Origin of the sequence: Oceanicella sp. SM1341 (assembly GCF_003448965.1) — a bacterium.
In the GTDB taxonomy this organism is placed as follows: domain Bacteria; phylum Pseudomonadota; class Alphaproteobacteria; order Rhodobacterales; family Rhodobacteraceae; genus Paroceanicella.
The window spans coordinates 63,746-82,969 of sequence record NZ_QRGC01000030.1 but is presented as its reverse complement, the minus strand read 5'-3'; the positions used below and the strand labels follow the sequence as shown (position 1 = coordinate 82,969).

Below are 19,224 nucleotides of genomic sequence, written 5' to 3'. Positions count from 1 at the left end.
ATGCGGCCGGCGCGCCAGCGCGGCCCGGCCGCGCGTCACCGCGAGCCCGGGGGCCCCGCGGCGCAGCGTGACCGCGACCAGGCTCGCCAGCGCCTCGACATGGGCGGGACGCTGCTCGAGCAGCCGCAGCAGCCCGGCCTCGGCCTCGGCTGCCTGTCCGGCGCGCAGCGCGCGCTTCGCCGCGTCGAGGAGCTGGCCCGGCGCCTCGGCCGGCGGCAGGGGAATGCCGATGTTCATCACTCGGAATGCCTTCGGGGGGAAGCCGGAGACGGGGGCCGGGCTGGCCGGCCCCCGGAAGGATCCGATCAGATCCGCGGGCCGGTCACACCGCGAGGTCGCAGGCGGCTGCGCCCGCGGCGCGCGCCTCGTCCAGGATCTTGCGCAGGCTGCGCGGCAGTTGCCGCCGCGCCGAAATGCGCACGTGCCCCATCTCGGTGAGCGAAGGCTCCTCGCCGTAGAGCGACAGGTATTCGGCATGATTGTCGAAGGCCCGGCGCTCGATGTAGTTGATGTAGGTCTCCGAGGCGGCGCCGTTCGCCAGGATCAGGTCGTGCGCCTCGGTCTCGACATGGTAATAGGTGACCCGCTCCGGGAGCGAGGCCGCAGGCTCGTAGCGGATGCTGTCGCCGTTCACCAGCGCCCCGGCGGTGACGAGACACCCCCCGACGAACATCGCGTGTTCCGGCGTGAGCACGAGGTCGGAGTGCGGCGCGCCGCCCCCGAGCGCGCCGGCGCGGATGCGCACCGGCTCGAACCGGTCCCGGGGGCAGAACATCTTGTGGACCGTCCGCCGCCCGACCCATTTCGCCGCCACCACCCTGCCGTCGGCCGTCAGCACCGGGTCACCCGGCCCGAGCTCCTGAACCGGCCGTTCGCCGCCCGGCACGGCGATGAGCGTGCCTTCGGCGAAGCAGACGGTGATGAGGTCGGCGTCGACATCGGCCACGTCGAAGACACTGCCCTGCAGGCTGATGAGCGAGGGGTCGTCCACCACGGTGGCCGCGCTGTAGCCGAGCGCGCCGTCGATGAGGATGTACTGGGTTCCGTTGATGTCGACGGTGCCGGCATAGCTCCCCTGCGCCACCTGGACGTCACCCGCGACGGTGGAGCTGTACATGGTCAGGGTGTCACCCTCCTCGAAGCTGTCGCTCTCGTCGTCCCCGTCGGTGATGTAGCCGTTCCCGAGAATATTCCCCCCCGCGAATACGTAGGTATCCGGATCAAGTATGCCTCCGGTAAACAGGCCGGAGATATTGTAATCATATGTTGCCATGGCCAAGACCCTCAATAACGCACAAAAAGCACGCTCTTTCCGCATGAACATCCATGCCATCAAATGCTTTTCGCAAATCCGATTCATGTAAATGATTCTTTTATTTCGATATTTGTCGGGTTAACAATAATTAATAAATTCGCATTCATTTATTGGTTCATGGATTTCAGCGGCTTATACTTTCTTCACCCTCGAATCTTTAGCCATTTCCGAATTGACCGCATGGTGGCGTCGGCTTTTCCGGCCGGGTGGGCCCCGGCCCCTCGCGCCACGCAAAAAAGCTCCGCCGGAGCGAACCGGCGGAGCGAGTTGGGGTTTGCGCAGCCCGCTCCCGGGGGGCCGGGCGACGGGAGACCGACGCCGGACCCGCGGAGGGTCGGACGGTTGCGCGACAGTGAAAGGAAGTTGCAGGCATCGCCTTGCTGCAGGTGTCGCTGCCGACCACCTGTGGTTGCAGATGCTAGCGCAGAATCAACGCAAGGGCAAATCGCCGGCGCCTCCGCCTCGCGCGAGTGTGACCCGCCCCGCAAGGCGCCGGGCAGGAACATGTCGCCCGCCCCGTTCGTTTCCCCGGTGTACCGCCAGAGCGGCGGACCGAAAGGAGGAAGACAATGGCCAACGCGAGCAAGAAGAAATTCGGCCCCGGACAGCAGGATCAGGCCAAGGGTGACGGCTCCGGCGCAGACGCGCCTGACGATGTCGCGCCGCTGCCGGACAACGAGATCCTCTCCAACCGCGACACCTCGCGCCACTCCGACCAGCGCAGCCTCGACAGCCGGGAAATGCAGAACCGCCAGTACCACGAGACGGTCGCTTCCCACGCGCCCGGCGCGGGCGAACCCGGAGAGGCGGGCAGGAAGTACCGCCGCGGCGAGCCCGACCTGAGCGCCGAGGACATGAAGGATCTGCGCACCGACCGCAAGAAGTGAGGATGCGGCACCGCCGGGCCGGCCGGCCCCGGGCCGGCCGGGGAGAGCGTCGCGAGGCGCTTTCCCGGCCGGGAGAGGGCGGAAAGGCTGGTGCGGACGGAGGGGCTCGAACCCTCACTCCCGAAGGATACGGATTTTCTTACCGCCACGGCTTTCGCCGCCGCCCGGGCACCCGGGCGTTTGCAAGCCTGGACTATCCCTTCGCCATGGCCCCGCGAGGGGCTTTAGGCGCCGCCCGTCTAGTCTCTACACCTTCCCGCGCCGGGGCGCGGGCTTGGCTCGGGATCAGCATCGGCCACACCGGAAGCCTTCCCCGAATTTGAGCGGTTCTGCACCCGGGGTTTCCCCCGGGGCACTCAAGCAGTGTCCCAAGTCCGTTGCGTCTACCGATTCCGCCACGTCCGCACTGGGCTTCTCATGCCACGCAACCGGCGCGGTTTCGAGAGAAAATGCCGCCTCGATGCCGTCAGGCCAGGGCCGCGTCGGGCGGGGTTTCCAGGATGTCGGTCGCGCCCAGCCCCTCGGCCATGGCGCGGATCTCGGCGGCCACCGACGTGAGCCGGGCCGTGTCCTGCGCCCGGGCCACGAGGGTGCAGCCGAAGCGCCCCTCGCGCTGGAACGGGTAGGAGCCGATGGAGACGTCCGCGTTCGCCGCCGCGATCTCGCCCAGCGGCCCGGCCACCGTGCCCTCGGCGAGGAAGACGCGCAGCGAGTGCGAGCGCAGCGGCGCCCCGCCGGTGAGCGTGGGCAGCACCCCCTCCACCATCGCCTCGAACACCGCAGGCACCCCGGCCATCACGTGCACGTTGCCGATGCGGAAGCCCGGCGCCTTGGAGACCGGGTTGTCGATCAGCTCCGCCCCGTCGGGGATGCGGGCCATGCGCAGGCGCGCGGCGTTCAGCTCGGTCTCGGGGTTGGCGTAGTTGGTGGCGAGGATGGCGCGGGCGTCCTCGCGCACGTCGATGCCCACGCCGAAGGCCTGCGCCACGCAATCGGCGGTGATGTCGTCATGGGTGGGGCCGATGCCGCCGGAGGTGAATACATAGGTGTAGCGGCTGCGCAGCGCGTCGAGCGCGGCGATGATCTCGGCCGCCTCGTCGGGCACCATGCGGGCCTCGCGCAGGTCGATGCCGGCCTCGGTGAGGCGCTTGGCGAGGTGGTTCATGTTGGAATCCCGGGTGCGGCCGGAGAGGATCTCGTCTCCGATCACGAGCATGGCGGCGGTGGGGTTGGGCATTCCTCGGCTCTCCTTGTCAACGCGGGGCCGCTGGTCTACCCGGGGGCCATGCAGTTTGCCCGCCCCCTCGTCCGCGCCACGCTCCTGCGTCGTTATAAGCGCTTTCTCGCCGACGTCACCCTGTCCGACGGGCGGGAGGTGACGGCGCATTGCGCCAACCCCGGCGCGATGACCGGGCTGGCCGAGCCGGGCACCACCGCCTGGGTGGAGCCGGCGGGCCCGGGCAAGCGCAAGCTGGCCTGGTCGTGGCGGCTGGCCGAGCTGCCGGACGGGACCCTCGCCTGCGTGGACACCGGGGCGGCGAACCGGGTGGTGGCCGAGGCGCTGGCCGCCGGGGCCGTTCCCGAGCTCGCGCCCTGGAGCACCATCCGCCCGGAGGTGCGCCTCGGCGCCGCCAGCCGCGCCGATTTCCGCCTCGAGGGGCCCGGCCTGCCGCCGCTCTGGCTGGAGGTGAAGAGCGTCACCCTCAGCCGCGTGCCGGGGCTGGCCGAGTTTCCCGACACGGTGAGTGCCCGCGGGGCGCGGCATCTGGGCGAGCTCGCCGCCCGGGTGGCGGAGGGCGAGCGCGCCGCCCGGGTGGCGGAGGGCGAGCGCGCCGCCCTGCTCTACCTCGTACAGCGCGACGACTGCACGAGGGTGGCCACGGCGGCGGACATCGACCCCGCCTATCACCGCGCGATGCGGGAGGCGCGGGCGGCGGGCGTGCAGGTCTTCGCCCTCGCCGCGCGCCTCACGCATGGCGGAATCACGCCGGGGCCGGCGCTCGAAACGGTCGCCCCCCTTCACTTGGAGGGTGAGGAGGAGTAAGTGTCAGCTCTGGCAGTCCCGCACGGCTCACCGCGCGGGGGCCGTCGGCAATGCCGCCTGCAGGGCGACCGGCCCCTCCGGGTACCGTTGTCCGGACCGGCGCGTACGGACCGGCGCGTACGGGGCGGCGGCACAGGACGGAGCGAGCACCGGGGCGGAGCTGCAGGGTCGCCGCCGGGCAGGCATGACGAGGCGCAGGCGCGCGGGGCCACCGGGCCCGCCGCGCCCGAGGTACGAACGGAGACGAAGATGGACGACAGCAATCCCCGCGGCAGCGCGCGCCTTTCCCGTGACGGCATCAACCTGCATGACCCGCAGGACTTCGCCGGCATGCACAAGGCCGGCCGCGTGGCTGCCGAGGTGCTCGACATGATCGCCCCCTTCGTGCAGCCCGGCGTCACCACCGCCGAGCTCGACGAGCGCTGCCGGCTGTTCATCGAGGAGGCCGGGGTGATCTCGGCCACCATCGGCTACAAGGGCTACCAGCACGCCACCTGCATCTCGATCAACCACGTGGTCTGCCACGGCATTCCCGGGCCCAAGGCGCTGCGCGACGGCGACATCCTGAACATCGACGTGACGGTGATCGTGGACGGCTGGTACGGCGACACCAGCCGCATGTTCGTGGCCGGCCGCGTGCCGCGGCGCGCCGAGCGGCTGATCCAGATCACCCATGACGCGCTGATGATCGGCATCGAGCAGGTGAAGCCGGGCAACACCTTCGGCGACATCGGCGCCGCCATCCAGCAATACGTGGAGGGCGAGCGCTGCTCCGTGGTGCGCGACTTCTGCGGCCACGGGCTGGGCCGGACCTTCCATTCCGCGCCGAACGTGCTGCACTACGGCCGCCACGGCGCCGGTGCGCGGCTGGAGCCGGGGATGTTCTTCACCATCGAGCCGATGGTGAACCTCGGTCGCCCCGAGACCAAGATCCTCGGCGACGGCTGGACCGCCGTCACCCGCGACCGCTCGCTCTCCGCCCAGTTCGAGCACTCGATCGGCGTGACCGAGACCGGCTGCGAGATCTTCACCCTCTCCCCCGCCGGCCTCTTCCACCCCACCTGGACCGCCTGACCCCGGGTCACCGCCCGGCCCGCCGCGCGGCACGCGCGGCCCGGCCCAAACCGCAGGAGACGCGCCCGCAAGGGCGGGTCGAGGCAGGGCGGGAGGGCTCCGTCCCCGGCGCCCCCGGGGGCCTTCGGCCGGGCGTCTCCCGTGTGGCGCTCCCCTGTCGGGAACCGCCCCTTTGGGCCGGGCCGGGCGCTGCGCGCCCGGCGCCCGCGCTTCCCGGCCCTCCCCGCTCCGCGCCTGTCCCGCTGCGTGCCTGCAGGGACGCTCCGAAGAGCAGGGCGTTGCGGACCGGGCCCTTGCGGCGCGCCTCAGGCGCGCCGGGCAATTCGGCGGGCAGAGCCAAGCTTAACACCCTGTTTACCAGACCGACGCCAAGCTGCCGGCATGACCAGATCACGCCACCGCTCCGGGCTCGCCGAGCCGTCCCTGCCTGGGTTCGAGGTGCCGCCCCATCCGCCCGCGCAGCCGGCGCCGGAGCCGCATTACCACGACCACCGCAGCCGGCTGCGGGCGCGTTTCGCCCGGGCGGGCGCGGCGGGGCTGGCGGATTACGAGCTGCTCGAGCTCGTGCTGTTCCGCGCCATCCCGCGGCGCGACGTGAAGCCGCTCGCCAAGCAGCTCCTCGCCGTCTTCGGCGACTTCAACGGCGTGATCTCCGCCCCGCCCCCCCGCCTCGCGGAGGTGAGCGGCGTGGGCGAAGCGGTGGTGCAGGAGCTCAAGATCGTCGAGGCCGCCGCCCACCGCCTCGCCCAGGCCCGGGTGCTGGGCCGCGATGCCATTGCCTCCTGGGACGCCCTGCTGCGCTACTGCAAGACCGCGATGGCGCATCGCGACACCGAGCAGTTCCGCATCCTCTTCCTCGACCGGCGCAACGTGCTCATCGCCGACGAGGCGCAGGCCAAGGGCACGGTCGACCACGTGCCGGTCTACCCGCGCGAGGTGGCCCGGCGGGCGCTGGAGCTGAATGCCTCGGCCCTGATCCTCGTCCACAACCACCCCACTACCCCTCTAAAGTCACGTTGAATCACGCTCAATACCGCTGAATCATCAAGCAAATAGCAGCTTTTTGCGCATTGCGCACAGGGGGTGGTTATGGCAAATTGGGGGCGGTTAGAGGGATTGAAAACGGCTTTCCGATCCCAGCAAACGATCCCCGTTTCTCCTCGACCGACCCCAGTTAGGGACTAGGAGGAACGCCATGCCAAGCCTGACCGACACCGCAATCCGGCACGCACTGAAGCGCGTCGAACTGAGTCAGAAGCAGGAGAATCTCGCCGACGGCGAAGGGCGCGGCACTGGCCGTCTGGTGCTCGTGCTCAAGCCTATGCCGAAGCGCGTTACGGCCGATTGGATGGCGCAGCAATGGCGAGACGGGAAACGCTCGAAGAAGAAGCTCGGTTCGTATCCCTCAATGTCACTCGCTCAAGCGCGTGAAATTTTCAAACGGGACTTCGCTGACGTTATCCAGAAAGGCCGCAGCATCAAGATCGCGACCGACACTCGGCCGGGGACCGTCGCCGATCTGTTCGAGGGCTACGTTGCAGGGCTGAAAGCCGCCGGCAAGCCGTCCTGGAAGGAAACGGAGAAAGGCCTCAATAAGATTGCCGACACGCTCGGACGCAATCGCCTCGCCCGCGAGATCGAGGCCGATGAAATCGTGGAGCTGATCCGGCCGATCTATGAGCGCGGCGCTCGATCGATGGCTGATCATGTCCGGTCGTATATCCATGCTGCCTTTAGCTGGGGGATGAAGTCGGACAACGATTACCGGAATACATCTCCTCGCCGCTTCCGAATTCCCTTCAACCCGGCCTCAGACATCCCGACTGAACCGAAGGTCCAGGGCACACGCTGGCTCAGCGAGGATGAGTTCGTCCAGCTCTATCGCTGGCTCGATTGCCCTGACACTCCTGTCCACCCTTCATATCCGCGCGCCGTGCAGCTCATCATGCTCACCGGCCAGCGCGTCGAGGAGATCGCGCGGCTGCATATCGATCAGTGGGACGCTGGCGAGCGGATCATCGACTGGTCGAAGACGAAGAATCTTCAGCCGCACGCCGTCCCGGTGCCGTCGCTCGCAGCCGAGCTCATCGAGTCGATCAAGCCTAACGAATTCGGCTGGTACTTTCCTTCAGCGAAGGATCCGTCGAAGCCAGTCAGCCATGGCACGCTCTACAGCTTCGTCTGGCGGCAACGCGACCGCGGCGTAATCCCCTACGCCACCAATCGCGACCTGCGACGGACGTTCAAGACGCTCGGCGGCAAGGCTGGTGTGCCGAAAGAGATTCGAGACCGCCTCCAGAACCACGCGCTGCAAGACGTCAGCTCCAAGAACTATGATCGCTGGAACTACATGCCCGAGAAGCGCACTGGCATGGCGCGCTGGGACAAGTTCGTCCGCGCGCTTCTGAAAAAGAAGAAGACCAGGGCCAGCACGGTGAAAGAAGCCGCATGAGGCCGGCGCCCATCTTCGCCGCCGCCATCGCGCTTGGAGCCGTGGGTTGTACAGGCCAGGCACGGGCCGATCCATGCGAGGGGCAGCTACCGACGCAGCCCGGCGTTCGCTTTGCCGGGATTGTCCGATACGTGGGCGATGGCGACAGCCTGTGCATAGGGAGGACCACCGATCCGAATGAGTGGATCGAAGTGCGTCTTTCCGATTTCAGTGCGGCGGAACTCCACGACACCGGAGGACCGGCGGCAAAAGCGGCGCTCGAGCGGTTGGCTCTTCGCCACGAGGCGATTTGCACGAGCCAACGCGGCCACAACGGCCGCATCGTCTCCTTCGACCGCGTGATTGCTCGCTGCGAGATCCAGTCAAGAAGCATCGGCGACCGCCGCCGGGCTCGCTGAGGGTGGCAACTGATGCCGGCCTCATCACCCTTGACCCAGCATAGCTTGGAGGCTATATGAATTGGGGCGTCAGACTTCACGACGCCTTCGAGGCGGAGTTTCTGGCTTTCGAGCGCGGCGTTCAGACCGAACTTCTGGCCGTTGCGAAGCTGCTTGCCGAATTCGGCCCGCAGCTTGGTCGCCCCTATGTCGACACGCTCAAAGGCTCGAAACACACCAATATGAAGGAAATGCGTTTCTCTGCCGCGGATGGGGAATGGCGTGCAGCCTTCGCGTTCGATCCTGAGAGGAACGCCATCGTTCTAGTCGCGGGCGACAAGTCGGGCGGTAGCCAGAAGCGCTTTTACAAGCAGCTTATTGCCAAGGCGGACAGCCGGTTTTCCGACCATCTGGAAAACCTGAAATCCGTAAAGAAGGGATGATCCTATGGGACGGAGCATCGATCAGGTCATAGCTTCCCTGCCCCGCGACCAGCAGGAGCAGATCGAAGCGCGTTATGACGAACTCCGACAAGAGGTCGAAGGGCTGCGCGAGCTTCGCCAGATCGCCGGCAAGGCCCAGGAAGATGTCGCGGCCGCCCTGAACATCAAGCAACCGTCAGTTTCCAAGATCGAGAACCAGGCGGACATGTATCTCTCGACACTCCGCGGCTATGTCGAAGCGATCGGCGGCAAACTCGAACTGACGGTGAAGCTGCCGGCCCGGCCGCCCGTGAGGATCGAACATCTCGGCGACTTAACTCAGCCGGCGGCGAAGCCGCCAGGTCGGCGAGCTGGTTCTCGGCGGAGGCTTGCTTGACGCCCGAGACAATCACTCGACTGCTAGCCGCTATGAACGCCGGCCGCCTTCTGGTGGTCTGCGGCGCCGGACTCTCGATGGCGCCGCCCAGCAGCCTGCCGTCGGCCCGTACAGTCGCCGAGCGGTGCTTCGACAAATACCGTCTCGAATCTGACCCGAACTGCGATCTCGGTCTTCGGGACAATCTGGAGGCACTCGCAGAGCACTTTGCAGGCCTCAACACCCTGCAATCGGTCTTTATCGAACATCTCGTGCCTTGGCCCGCTTTTGTGCGGCCTTCGAATACAGGGCATGCTGCGATCGCGGATTTTCTCATCACCCGCGCCGCCGTTGCCGGCATATCGAGCAACTACGACACGCTGATCGAGCGACGCGCTTGGGACTACGGCGCGGACTTCCGCGGCTCGCTCGACGGAGACGAAGCCACCACCGATTCCGTCCGTCAGGCACCATTGTTGAAATTCCATGGCTGCTCCCACCGTGATCGGCAAGCCACGGTCTGGGCGCCTTCGCAGCTCGACGATCCGACCATCTCGGGGCGCATTGCGCGAAGCAAAGTTTGGATGGCTGCCAACCTTCGGCAGAAGGATCTGCTCGTCGTCGGCTTCTGGTCGGACTGGGAATACCTCAACGCCGTGATCGGCGAAGCACTGATCGACGTACAGCCGCTGTCCGTGACCGTCATCGACCTCTCGCCGACAAACGCGCTCGAGCAGAAGGCCCCGCAACTCTGGGAGATCGCGCACGCACAAAACGTGACGTTCGAACACGTGCAAGAGTCAGGAGCTGCGGCGCTCGACGAGCTTCGTCGAGCCTTCTCATCGAACTACCTGCGTCAGGTCCTGGACGCCGGACGAGCCGCCTTCGAGCAAGCTACCGGAGCCCACTGTGACCCGGCTTGGCTAGACGTCGGAAATTTCGACAGCGAGGCCCTTTATGGTCTGAGGCGGGATGCCGAAGGCGTCTCTGCGGCGGAGCCGGCCAAGCTGCTGCGCCCGGCAAATCCGGAAGCTCTCGGCTTCTTCCACTTGCTGCTCCGTCAGGCGGGCGCCGTTCAACGCGCCGATGGTTATGATCTGAACGGCCGGACCGTCCGAGTCCTCAACGGGGCGCAATCCATCCTTGGGACGCTACGCGGGAAGTTCGTCGAACCGCCTGCCGCGATGCAGTCCGATATTGTTGTCGCGGTAGGCGCGACCGACCTGGGCGTGCCGGACAATGTCGTGCGCAGCGGGCGCGCCGGTGACGTCATTCGTCCGGACCCAGCTGGTGAATGGTACGACCTTCCTGGGGCAAGAGCTGCGTTGGGCATCTGATGGACATCTTCACGCAAGCCGAAATCCTCCTTCGCGACGCGCAGTATGAAACTTGGACGTGGCCCGGCTCGGCCGGCCCCGTGACCTGTTTCGAAAACGCGGCGCTGATGGGATTCGTCCACGTCTTCGACAGCGCAGATGCTCTCCTCGGCGCTTGGAAGGAGAACCAGCAAACCGCGCTCGCTCGGCATGCCGCGTCGTTACGCGGCGCCGGAGCGAAGGCATGGAACGTCTATTCGGTCTTTCTTACCCCCGATCAGGACGCGCGCCGGGGGCGCGAGATCGAGCGCATCGAAGAGGATTTCTCTTTGACTCGAAAGATCGCGAAGGCGTCCATCACCACGCCTGATGACGTTGAGAAGGCGCTGCTACCGCTGCTGTCGATACGCTCCAAGCCGCTGCTCGGCGCGTCCAACTTCGAAACGAGACTACGGACCAGGCTGAAGGACATTCCTCCGGATGCCGTGACCGCGTTTCTCAGCGAGACCACGCCGGCAGAGATCGCTCGCATCTTGGGAGCGACATCATGAGGCTCGATTTCATCGAAGTATGCGGCTTTCGTGGCTTCAGGGATCTCGTCCGGATCAATTTCGGACGGGGCTTCACCGTCATCACCGGTCGCAACGGCGTGGGAAAAAGCACGCTGTGCGATGCGGTCGAGTTCGCGATCACAGGCTCCATCGACAAGTACGCCGTCGAAAAGGCAGCGAAGGAGAGCCTCCGCGATTACCTTTGGTGGCGCGGCGAAGGTGTTCCTAAAGCTCACTATGTAACAGCCTCTTTCGTCGACGACAGCGGGAACCCATTCACCATCACGCGGACGCGGGAACGTGGCTCCGATCGCTCACCGGAGGAAATCCACGCCGCGCTTTGCCGTGGACCTGCGCCAGACGACGCACTTCGGCAGCTCACCCGGACGTCGATCATCCGCGACGAATGGATCGCCGCCCTCAGCCTGGATCTCACCGAAACGGAGCGATTCGATCTCGTGCGCTCGGCGCTCGGTGCAGTGGAAGGCTCGGAAGCCGGTAGCAGAGCCAAGGAGGTCGTGACTGCCGCCGAAGCCGCGCTCAGTAAAGATGAGGCCGCCTACGAGGCTGCCCGCTCGCGACTGGCGGACAGACTGACGCAGCAGTCCGAGACACAAGCCGCGCTCAGCCGATCAGGGGACGTGGCCGGCGCGCTTCAGGTGATCGGCGCCGCGGCGCCGGATGCGCCCACCGAGCTGACGGCGCGTCTGGCTGCAGGTCGAAGCGCGCTCGCAAACGGACGAGCCAGATTGGGTCGGATGGGCGAAGCGGTTCAACTCGGTCGAGAGGTCGCGGCGGCGCAGGCGCTCTACAATGCCCCAGAGGCTGTGACGAACCGCGAGGCCGCATCGGCGGCGCACGAGGCAGCGCAGCGCGAGCATGAGGCCGCACAGCAAGCCCTCTCGGAAGCCGAACAACGCCTCTCGCGGGAAGAAGAGATGGACGCGATGGCGGCGTCGCTGAGCCTCCTCGTCGAACACGGCGAGCGCCTCGGGCTACACGACGATCATTGCCCACTATGCGCAGCCCATCGGACATCGGACGAGTTCGCCGCCGGTCTGGCCGCGGCACGTCGACGGATTACATCACTGGCGTCGGGCGTTCAGGCCGCTCGCGATGCTCTCGCCTCCGCGAAACAGAACGCGCGACAACCCAGCCTCACGTTGCAGACAACCACCGCCGCGGTTCAAGCCCATGCGGACGAGGTGCGGCGTCTGCGCGATCAGGAAGCGGCGCACGTGGATTTCTACAACCAGTGGGGGCTCGATCATCGCTTCATCCAGGATCCTGACGGGCTGGAGCAAGCCATTTCTCCAGAACGCGACCGGTTGATCGACCTTGAGCGCGCGCTACTCGTACTGGAGGCCTCGCAAGCGGTCTCGCGAATGTCGTCGATCGAAAGCAACATATCGGCGCTGCGAGCTGAAATCGAGAAGCTGGCGCAGGCGGTCAGCCAGTCGCAAAATGCCGTCACAGCGGCCCGCGAAATCGAACGCTCTGTCAGACGCGTGAGCGCCGAGATCATCGATGAGCGCCTTGCTCAGATCAGTCCTCTGCTCAACGAGCTTTATCAGCGCCTGCGACCGCACGCCGACTGGCGGACAATCGACTACAGCATCCGCGGTGACGTTCGACGTTTCCTAAGCCTCAAGGTAGGCGACGGGCTGAACCCGCAATTCGTCTTTAGCAGCGGTCAGCGTCGCGCCGCCGGTCTCGCCTTCCTTCTTTCGGTCCATCTTGCGCGTGCGTGGACACCGCTCAGGTCTCTTCTGCTCGACGATCCCGTTCAGCATATCGACGATTTCAGGGCCCTTCACCTGGTCGAAGTGCTCGCCGCTCTACGCTTGGACGGGCGCCAGATAATCTGCGCCGTCGAAGACCCCGCGCTGGCCGATCTGCTGTGCCGGCGCTTGGTGAGCACCTCGACGGAGGGAGGCCGGCGTCTCGACATCGACCTTGGACCGCTCGGCGCCACAAGCGTGGTCATCGACCAGGAAATCAATCCGATGCCGGTCGGTGTTTTGCGTGGTGCCGCCACCGCATGACGGCTGAGAGCGCGCAAATCGAGATTCCGGCGCCGCGCGAACGTCGAGCGCACGGCCCCTGGAGCGATCTGGCGCTCCACACCATTGGCTGGCGTGCGTTTCAGGATCTTTGTTCGCAGGTGTGCGAAGTCGTGCTCGGCCGACCCGTAGAGATCTTCCGCGAAGCACAGGACGGCGGCCAGGATGCGGTCTTCCTCATCGCCTCGGGAACGGACGCGCCGCCCATAGGCACGGTCCAGTGCAAGCATACGTCCGATGCCATGAGGGCCTTGAAGCTCAGCGATCTCACCCCCGAGCTTGAGAATGTCGAGGAACTGGTCAAAGCCGGTCAGGCGGACACCTATGCCTTCATGACGAACATGAGCGTAGATGCGCCTGTCGCGGCGGCGATGCGCGCCAGACTTCGGGCGCTCGGCGTGCGCAGGCCGCACATTCTTGGTCGCCAGTATATTGTCCGGGTCATCAGAACGAGCGCCCGACTGCGGGCGCTCGTCCCGCAGGTCTACGGCCTGGGAGACCTCACGTCGATCGTTGATGAGCGCCTGAGCGAGCAGAGCCGGGCGCTGCTTGACAGTTGGATTCCAAAGCTTCGCACCTATGTACCTACAAAAGCGCATCGCGACGCCGTCAACGCCATTTCCAACCACGGCGTGGTGCTGCTGCTGGGCAATCCATCAAGCGGCAAATCGGCAATCGGCGCGATCGTCTCGACGATCGCTTCGGAAAACCCGGATAACACCGTTCTCGCTCTGACCAGTCCCCGCGATTTCGAGGCTGGATGGAATCCGAACGATCCGGGCCGCTTCTTCTGGATCGATGACGCCTTCGGCTCGAATGTGCTACGCGACGACTATGTGCAGGACTGGGCGTCGGCCTTCTCGAAGCTGCGAGCCGCGATCAAGCACGGCAACCGCTTCCTCCTGACCTCCCGCAAGCATATCTATGAAGCGGCGCGGCGTCGGCTCGGACAGCGCAACCTTGCCCAATTCGCTGATGGCAGCGCCGTCGTCGATGTCGGCGAGCTGACGTTCGAAGAGAAGGCGCAGATTCTCTATAACCACGTGAATTTCGGCGAGCAGAGCCAGAGTTGGCGATCAAGCGTCAAGCCACACCTAACTGCGGTCGCCGCCGTTCGCGACTTTCTTCCTGGGATTGCCGAACGCCTTGGTGACCCGAACTTCACGAAGGGGCTCGCGCCTCGCGAAAGTTCCCTCGTTCGCTTTATGGAAGAGCCGACAGAGCATTTGATCGATACGGTCAATGCCCTGGATGATCAGCTTCAAGCCGCGCTCATCTTGGTTTATGTCCATCAAGCCGGCTTCGATCCCAGCGACCACGATGTGTCGGCTGCCCAGGCGGTCGCCGAGCTGACGTCGTACAGCCTCATCAAGATCCAGGATTGTTTCGCTGAACTGAAAGGCTCGTTCCTGAAACTCTCCGGATCAAAGTGGACCTTCGCCCATCCGACGATATCCGACGCGCTGACGGAGATCCTGCGCCAGAAGCCGCATATGATGGCAGCGCTCATACGGGGCGCGACGATCGACACCATTCTCAACAGTTTCACGTGCGAGGGCTCGCCTCTCATTCGAGACGCGCTTGTCATCCCGATGACGCTCGACAACGCTCTGGTCGCACGGCTCGGCCACACCCCCGATGAATGGCACCGCAATTGGATGCTATTCCACTTCCTGTCTTATCGGGCGAGCGGATCGGTGTTCGCCAAAGCGGTCCAGCAATTTCCAGATTTACTTCGACGGTCCTGCTGGCGAACCGACCTCGCCGGCAACAATCCTCAGATCGCGGCCCACGCCCGAGCCCATCACCTCGGCGTCTTACCAGACGATCTGCGCTCGGAGGCGGCAGACACCCTCGAATCCGCCGTGCTCACGAACCTTGATGCTTCCGTCTTCGACGAACCAGAGATGCTGGCGCTCATACCGCCGCTGAGACTGGTCGGCATGGGGTTGGCGCTGCGAACAACTGTCCTGCCTTCGCTCGAAGAGCGGATCGACGAGATCGTCGCCGACGCTGACCTGGACGAGGAGCCTGACAGCCACTTCAAAAAGCTTCTTGGCGTGCTCGATCGCATTGAGACGATCGGTGTCGATGCGGACGCCACAGCCTTGATCGACGACGCGCGCAATCAGGTAACGCGGTCAGTCAAAGGGCTGGAAGAGCGCAAGCGTGAGAAGGAGGAAGACTCAGAAGACGAAGCGGATTGGACGCACATCGTGACGCAAAAGAAGGAGGAAGCTCCGGCTCCCACTCCGGCTGCCACGAAGCGCTCGGTGTTCGACGATGTCGACAAATAGTGATGGAGATAGCCAGCGGTTGAGCTCGGACCAGTCGGAGCCGTCCTTGACCGATAGCGCGGACGCAAAGCGTCCCCTACGAGGCGCCGCCGCCGCTCAAGCAGGTTTCGACTATCAGCTCGATGTCTCGATCCTCGCAGCCCTGCAACTTCTCCTCATCTCCAAGGCGGCCACACGCCTTGTGCTCGAATCGGCGAGCGAGGAGGATTTGGAGGCGGACCTGGAACCCTACGTGCCAGGACGCCTGCGGCCCAGTGCGATCATCGCAGGCGGGCACAAGCTTGTCGTCCAAGTCAAAATGGACAACGGCGAGCCCTGGTCGATCGAGGATTTCGACGCCCTGCTCAAGCACGGTTCTGACAAAAAGGGTGGGCGCCGAAAAGCCCTGCATCATCTCGACGAGCCGAACACTCGCTATCTGCTCGTCACCACTGCCGACACAAAAGGCGTCGCGCGTGGATTGCTGGTGGAAGGCTTCGAAGAGGTCTCGGACAAGGCAAGCTTTCCGCCGAGCCTGCATGCCATATTGAAAACGTCGCCCGAAGGCCGTGTCGCAATCTGGGGCAAGCTCACCGAGAAACAGCTCGCATCCGATATCCGAGCGCTCATGTCGGACCTATTGCACGTTCCCAAGGTCGAGCAGCTAAATCTCCTCCAAAAGCTCCGTCTCGAAGCCAAGCGGCGGACCCGAGGCAGCACGCCCGGTCTATGGACGAGCGACGACCTTCTCGCAACGGTGCGGGCGCACGGCGGGTTCCTGGCCAGCTCCGCCAGCCTCGAGCATTTCGTGCCCCCGGCGAACTTTGACGAGATGCTCAAGGTCCTGAACGACAAGAACGCAGTTGTCATTCGGGGACCCTCGGGCACAGGCAAGACGCAGGCAGCGCTCAAGCTATGCGATATCGCGCGACGGCGTAATGGTGTGCTGGAGGTCGTCACTGTTGGGGCGGACGATGCGCCGACGAGCGTGCGCAAGGTCGTCAACGACGGACCGACACTCTTCTATGTCGATGATCCATGGGGCCAACTCAGCCTACGCGGGGGCAGCGAAGCTTGGACCGAGCAGTTGCCACGCCTCCTTGCCAAGGCTACGCCGGATCATCAGTTCATCGTCACGTCCCGCAGCGACATGATGCAGAGCGCCAAGGTCGGCGACAGCCTCAACGCATGGTCGGTCGAGTTGGATGCGGGACAGTACCGGGACGGTCAACTCCGCGACATTCATGACAACCGCATGGACCAGCTACCGGCCGCCCTGCAGACCAAGGCCTATGCGTTTCGCAATGAGGTGCTCGACAGGCTTGGCACGCCGCTTGAGATCGAGCTGTACTTTGCGCATATGCAATCCGGCCCCGATGTCGGCGAAGAAGACCATGTCTTCTTTCGCCGGCTGCTCGAGTTGGCGCAACGCGATGCGGTGGAAGGTGTTGTCCTCAGAGCGCTATCGTCGATCGACACATGCGGCACGTCAGCCATCGTTTGGGCGCTTTTGGTGGCACGCGGTCAGTTTGACCGCAGCCGCCTCCACCCTCTTCAGCGCGCGCTACGCGGGCTTGATCGCGCACTCGCCGACGGCCTAGACCGTCTTATAGACCGCATGGTCGCAGCCCGCCATTTGCGTCAGCCGGCCCGCACCATCGCCTTTGCTCATCCCAGCGTCCGACAAGGTTTTGAAGCCTTCGCCAAGGACAACTGGGGCCAGAGCGGGGCTGCGATCGAGACTCTGATCGCCGCGCTCACTCAGCTGCCGTCAGCGCATCGCGATTGGGGCTTGGAAACCGCCGCCCGAATTTTTGAAGTAACGCGCTCGTTCGCTCGCCGAGAGGACGTTGATCAGACGTTCGACATTGACTCCGGCAGCCAGGAAGCGATCGATGCCTGGCTAGACGAAAGCCTCATGGATCCGGCTTCCAAGTTCGCGCCCTTGCTGGAGCTGGCGTCGGAGGTGGGCAGCAATGCGTCCATACCGAGCCGCGTCGCCCGGTGGTTGTTGAAAGGCACGCAGCGGGGAGCTTCCTTCTTCGTTCGAAACTGGCAACCGCCGATCTTCGACGATGCCTGGTACGACACCGTGGCGGCGAGCCCGTTCGCAGCCAAAGTCGCCGAGCGATTTATCCGTGAGCAGCTTGGCTTTGACCGAGGGAATTACGGATCTGGATTCGCCAATCGGCTCGATCGCTTCGCACCCAACCTGACCTCCGCCTATCACGACGCCGCGCGCCAGATGGTCGGCAACGGCTTCGAGCTCAATGCCGACGCCGTCGCGGCCGGCGCCGTGCGCGATCTAGATGGATTTGAGAGCGTCGTGCAGGTTGCGCTGGATGACCTCGCGAGCCTCCGCCGTCAGCACGTCCAGAGCGGCCGGGAGGAGTGGCGCGCGATCGAGGATGGCGAACGGGATCATGCCGTTGAAGAGGCCGCCCAATCGAGCCATGAAGGCGACGGTTACACATCCGGCGTCTTCGTCGACGCCTATGTCCGACAGCTTCGCGCAGAGGGTCGCTGGCTGGTCCTTGTCAGCCATCCGCGGCTCGCGGAGTTGGTCCGCGCCTGGTCGCAGGCGCTCGTGATGTCCCCCGGGCCGGTGGATGAAGATGAGCTGCGGACTATGCTCGCGGCGGGCAAGGAGACCGAGGACGAGCCAAATGTCTGGGCGGCAGTGCGAGAGCACTGGCGCCCAGCGCTGGAGCCTGTGCTTGCGGCGCGGATCAGCTCTGTCCCCTCTGAGGTGGATCTGCGCGACGAGCTTGCGCTCACATCGTTGAAAGTCGCACCAAATGCGCTGGTCGCCGCATTCCAGGCGAATGGTGAGCAGCCTGATCGACAAATCACGCTGCTCACTGCCATGCAACGCACTCGCCGGCGGCTTGGGAAAAGCAGCCACGCCAAGCTCAGACGCATCACCGATGCACTTCCAAGTGAACTCCAGGAAATTTTCAACGCCCTTCCCACCACGAAGCGGAAAGCTCGCCGGGTCAACGGTACGGCGCTCTCATTCCTGACGGGCTGGGCATCGCAACTCGATGCGGAGGCGCTTGATCTCGTGGTGCCGGTCATCATCGAAAGCAACGGCGACGCCTCGCCAGCGATCGCCCAATGGCTGACGATTGCCAGCCGCACGGAGCATGCCGTCAGGGCGACGGAGGCGGCGATTGCAATTGGCGACGCCACTCTCGTTCAAACGGCGCTGCGGCACCAGCGCGCCGATGCGCGACGTGCGGCGCTACTTCATCTGGCGCCGACACTCCCCGACCCCTTGCCGCCGGCAATCCTCGCAATGGCCTCCGATCCCGGCAGCCGCGTTCGCCGCGCCTTGGTCGCTCTGCTTGCAGAACGGCCGCACCCGGATCACCTCAAAACGCTGTTGGCTCTGATCCATGACACCTGGTCGAGCGCCGAGCCGCACCACGACGAACCCGAAAGCTTTGATATCGCCCAAGAAGCCGTCGCTGCCCTCGCCGCCAACGGCCCTTTATCCGATGCAGTCGGCGATACGCTTCTCGATCTTGCCAACACGACGGTAGACCGAACCCTCAGCCAATATGCTCTGATCGTCGCAGCACATTGCTGCAGCGCTGGAATCCAGCAGAAGATCTCAAACTTCGTCAACATCCCGGAAGCGCGTTGGATCCGGCTAGACGCCCTTGATGCCTTGGCAGATGCCGAATCCGTGGACCCGAGCATTGTCGCGCGTCTGACGCCTGCGTTTCTACTGAGGTCGCCGGCAATCCTCGCGGCACCAGCAGCTCATCTCGTCGGCGCCCATGCTCCAGCGGAAACTGCCCTTAAACTCTTCGAGCGGGTCGCCAGCTCCAACAAGCGGCGCGCTTTGCTGCTCGTCGGAGCTAACGCCATGGCTAGGCGCGACCGCACGACCGCCAACCGGATTCTTGATCTGCTTGAGCCCGGCCATCCTGGGCGTCAATTATTGACAGGGAGCCCCCCTCTTCCAGCCTCCATTCTGGACGACCTTGGCAAAGTTCAGCTGCGCGAGGCTGTCCGAAAGCGGCTAGGTGATCGCATCGCCGCCTCGTGACGGCGGCCTATTAA

At 65.0% G+C, this 19,224-nt stretch carries 16 protein-coding genes; 13 read left to right on the top strand and 3 right to left on the bottom strand.

The genetic code is table 11. From position 1 onward, the window contains the following. Both D3P35_RS21450 and D3P35_RS21445 read right to left on the bottom strand, forming a co-directional pair. On the bottom strand, positions 1 to 237 hold a 237-nt coding region (locus D3P35_RS21450; protein WP_198670737.1), incomplete at its 3' end, for a hypothetical protein. An 85-nt stretch (positions 238 to 322) separates the two neighbouring features. Beyond that, the gene (locus D3P35_RS21445) at positions 323 to 1,273 is read right to left on the bottom strand and encodes a Hint domain-containing protein (RefSeq protein ID WP_118137724.1); all 951 of its coding nucleotides are present in this window, start codon (positions 1,271 to 1,273) and stop codon (positions 323 to 325) included. Positions 1,274 to 1,884: 611 nt separating this feature from the next. On the opposite strand from D3P35_RS21445, the gene D3P35_RS21440 reads away from it, so the two are divergent. Continuing rightward, entirely contained in the window at positions 1,885 to 2,202 is a 318-nt protein-coding gene (locus tag D3P35_RS21440) for a hypothetical protein (protein ID WP_198670736.1), read from the top strand. A gap of 466 nt (positions 2,203 to 2,668) precedes the next feature. On the opposite strand, the gene D3P35_RS21435 is transcribed toward D3P35_RS21440, so the two are convergent. Continuing rightward, positions 2,669 to 3,439: a molybdopterin-binding protein gene (locus D3P35_RS21435; protein ID WP_118137710.1), complete on the bottom strand. Its 771-nt coding sequence runs from the start codon at positions 3,437 to 3,439 to the stop codon at positions 2,669 to 2,671. Positions 3,440 to 3,487: 48 nt separating this feature from the next. On the opposite strand from D3P35_RS21435, the gene sfsA reads away from it, so the two are divergent. From sfsA to D3P35_RS21375, 12 genes are all read left to right on the top strand, one after another. Next, positions 3,488 to 4,246: a DNA/RNA nuclease SfsA gene (sfsA, locus tag D3P35_RS21430; protein ID WP_118137708.1), complete on the top strand. Its 759-nt coding sequence runs from the start codon at positions 3,488 to 3,490 to the stop codon at positions 4,244 to 4,246. Positions 4,247 to 4,495: 249 nt separating this feature from the next. Beyond that, a complete protein-coding gene (gene map / locus D3P35_RS21425) occupies positions 4,496 to 5,320 on the top strand; it encodes a type I methionyl aminopeptidase (protein ID WP_118137706.1) in 825 nt (274 codons plus the stop codon). Between the two features lie 381 nt (positions 5,321 to 5,701). Beyond that, the gene (locus D3P35_RS21420) at positions 5,702 to 6,340 is read left to right on the top strand and encodes a RadC family protein (RefSeq protein ID WP_118137704.1); all 639 of its coding nucleotides are present in this window, start codon (positions 5,702 to 5,704) and stop codon (positions 6,338 to 6,340) included. A gap of 175 nt (positions 6,341 to 6,515) precedes the next feature. Next, on the top strand, positions 6,516 to 7,772 hold the full coding sequence (locus D3P35_RS21415) for a site-specific integrase (protein WP_118137702.1): 1,257 nt from the start codon (positions 6,516 to 6,518) through the stop codon (positions 7,770 to 7,772). Positions 7,773 to 7,903: 131 nt separating this feature from the next. After that, a complete protein-coding gene (locus tag D3P35_RS21410; RefSeq protein ID WP_198670735.1) occupies positions 7,904 to 8,170 on the top strand; it encodes a hypothetical protein in 267 nt (88 codons plus the stop codon). A 56-nt stretch (positions 8,171 to 8,226) separates the two neighbouring features. After that, entirely contained in the window at positions 8,227 to 8,592 is a 366-nt protein-coding gene (locus tag D3P35_RS21405; RefSeq protein ID WP_118137700.1) for a type II toxin-antitoxin system RelE/ParE family toxin, read from the top strand. A gap of 4 nt (positions 8,593 to 8,596) precedes the next feature. Then, entirely contained in the window at positions 8,597 to 8,968 is a 372-nt protein-coding gene (locus tag D3P35_RS21400) for an XRE family transcriptional regulator (RefSeq protein WP_118137698.1), read from the top strand. Beyond that, the gene (locus tag D3P35_RS21395) at positions 8,965 to 10,284 is read left to right on the top strand and encodes an SIR2 family protein (RefSeq protein ID WP_118137696.1); all 1,320 of its coding nucleotides are present in this window, start codon (positions 8,965 to 8,967) and stop codon (positions 10,282 to 10,284) included. The genes D3P35_RS21400 and D3P35_RS21395 overlap by 4 nt, the downstream gene beginning before the upstream one ends. Continuing rightward, positions 10,284 to 10,814: a hypothetical protein gene (locus D3P35_RS21390; protein WP_118137694.1), complete on the top strand. Its 531-nt coding sequence runs from the start codon at positions 10,284 to 10,286 to the stop codon at positions 10,812 to 10,814. Before D3P35_RS21395 ends, D3P35_RS21390 begins: the two co-directional genes overlap by 1 nt. Further along, positions 10,811 to 12,859 (top strand): AAA family ATPase, encoded by a 2,049-nt coding sequence (locus D3P35_RS21385; RefSeq protein ID WP_118137692.1) that lies wholly within the window; start codon positions 10,811 to 10,813, stop codon positions 12,857 to 12,859. The genes D3P35_RS21390 and D3P35_RS21385 overlap by 4 nt, the downstream gene beginning before the upstream one ends. Continuing rightward, positions 12,856 to 15,174: a hypothetical protein gene (locus D3P35_RS21380; RefSeq protein WP_118137690.1), complete on the top strand. Its 2,319-nt coding sequence runs from the start codon at positions 12,856 to 12,858 to the stop codon at positions 15,172 to 15,174. The genes D3P35_RS21385 and D3P35_RS21380 overlap by 4 nt, the downstream gene beginning before the upstream one ends. Positions 15,175 to 15,220: 46 nt before the next feature. Further along, complete coding sequence (locus D3P35_RS21375) at positions 15,221 to 19,210, top strand: hypothetical protein (protein WP_118137720.1); 3,990 nt, start codon at positions 15,221 to 15,223, stop codon at positions 19,208 to 19,210. Positions 19,211 to 19,224 lie beyond the last annotated feature (14 nt).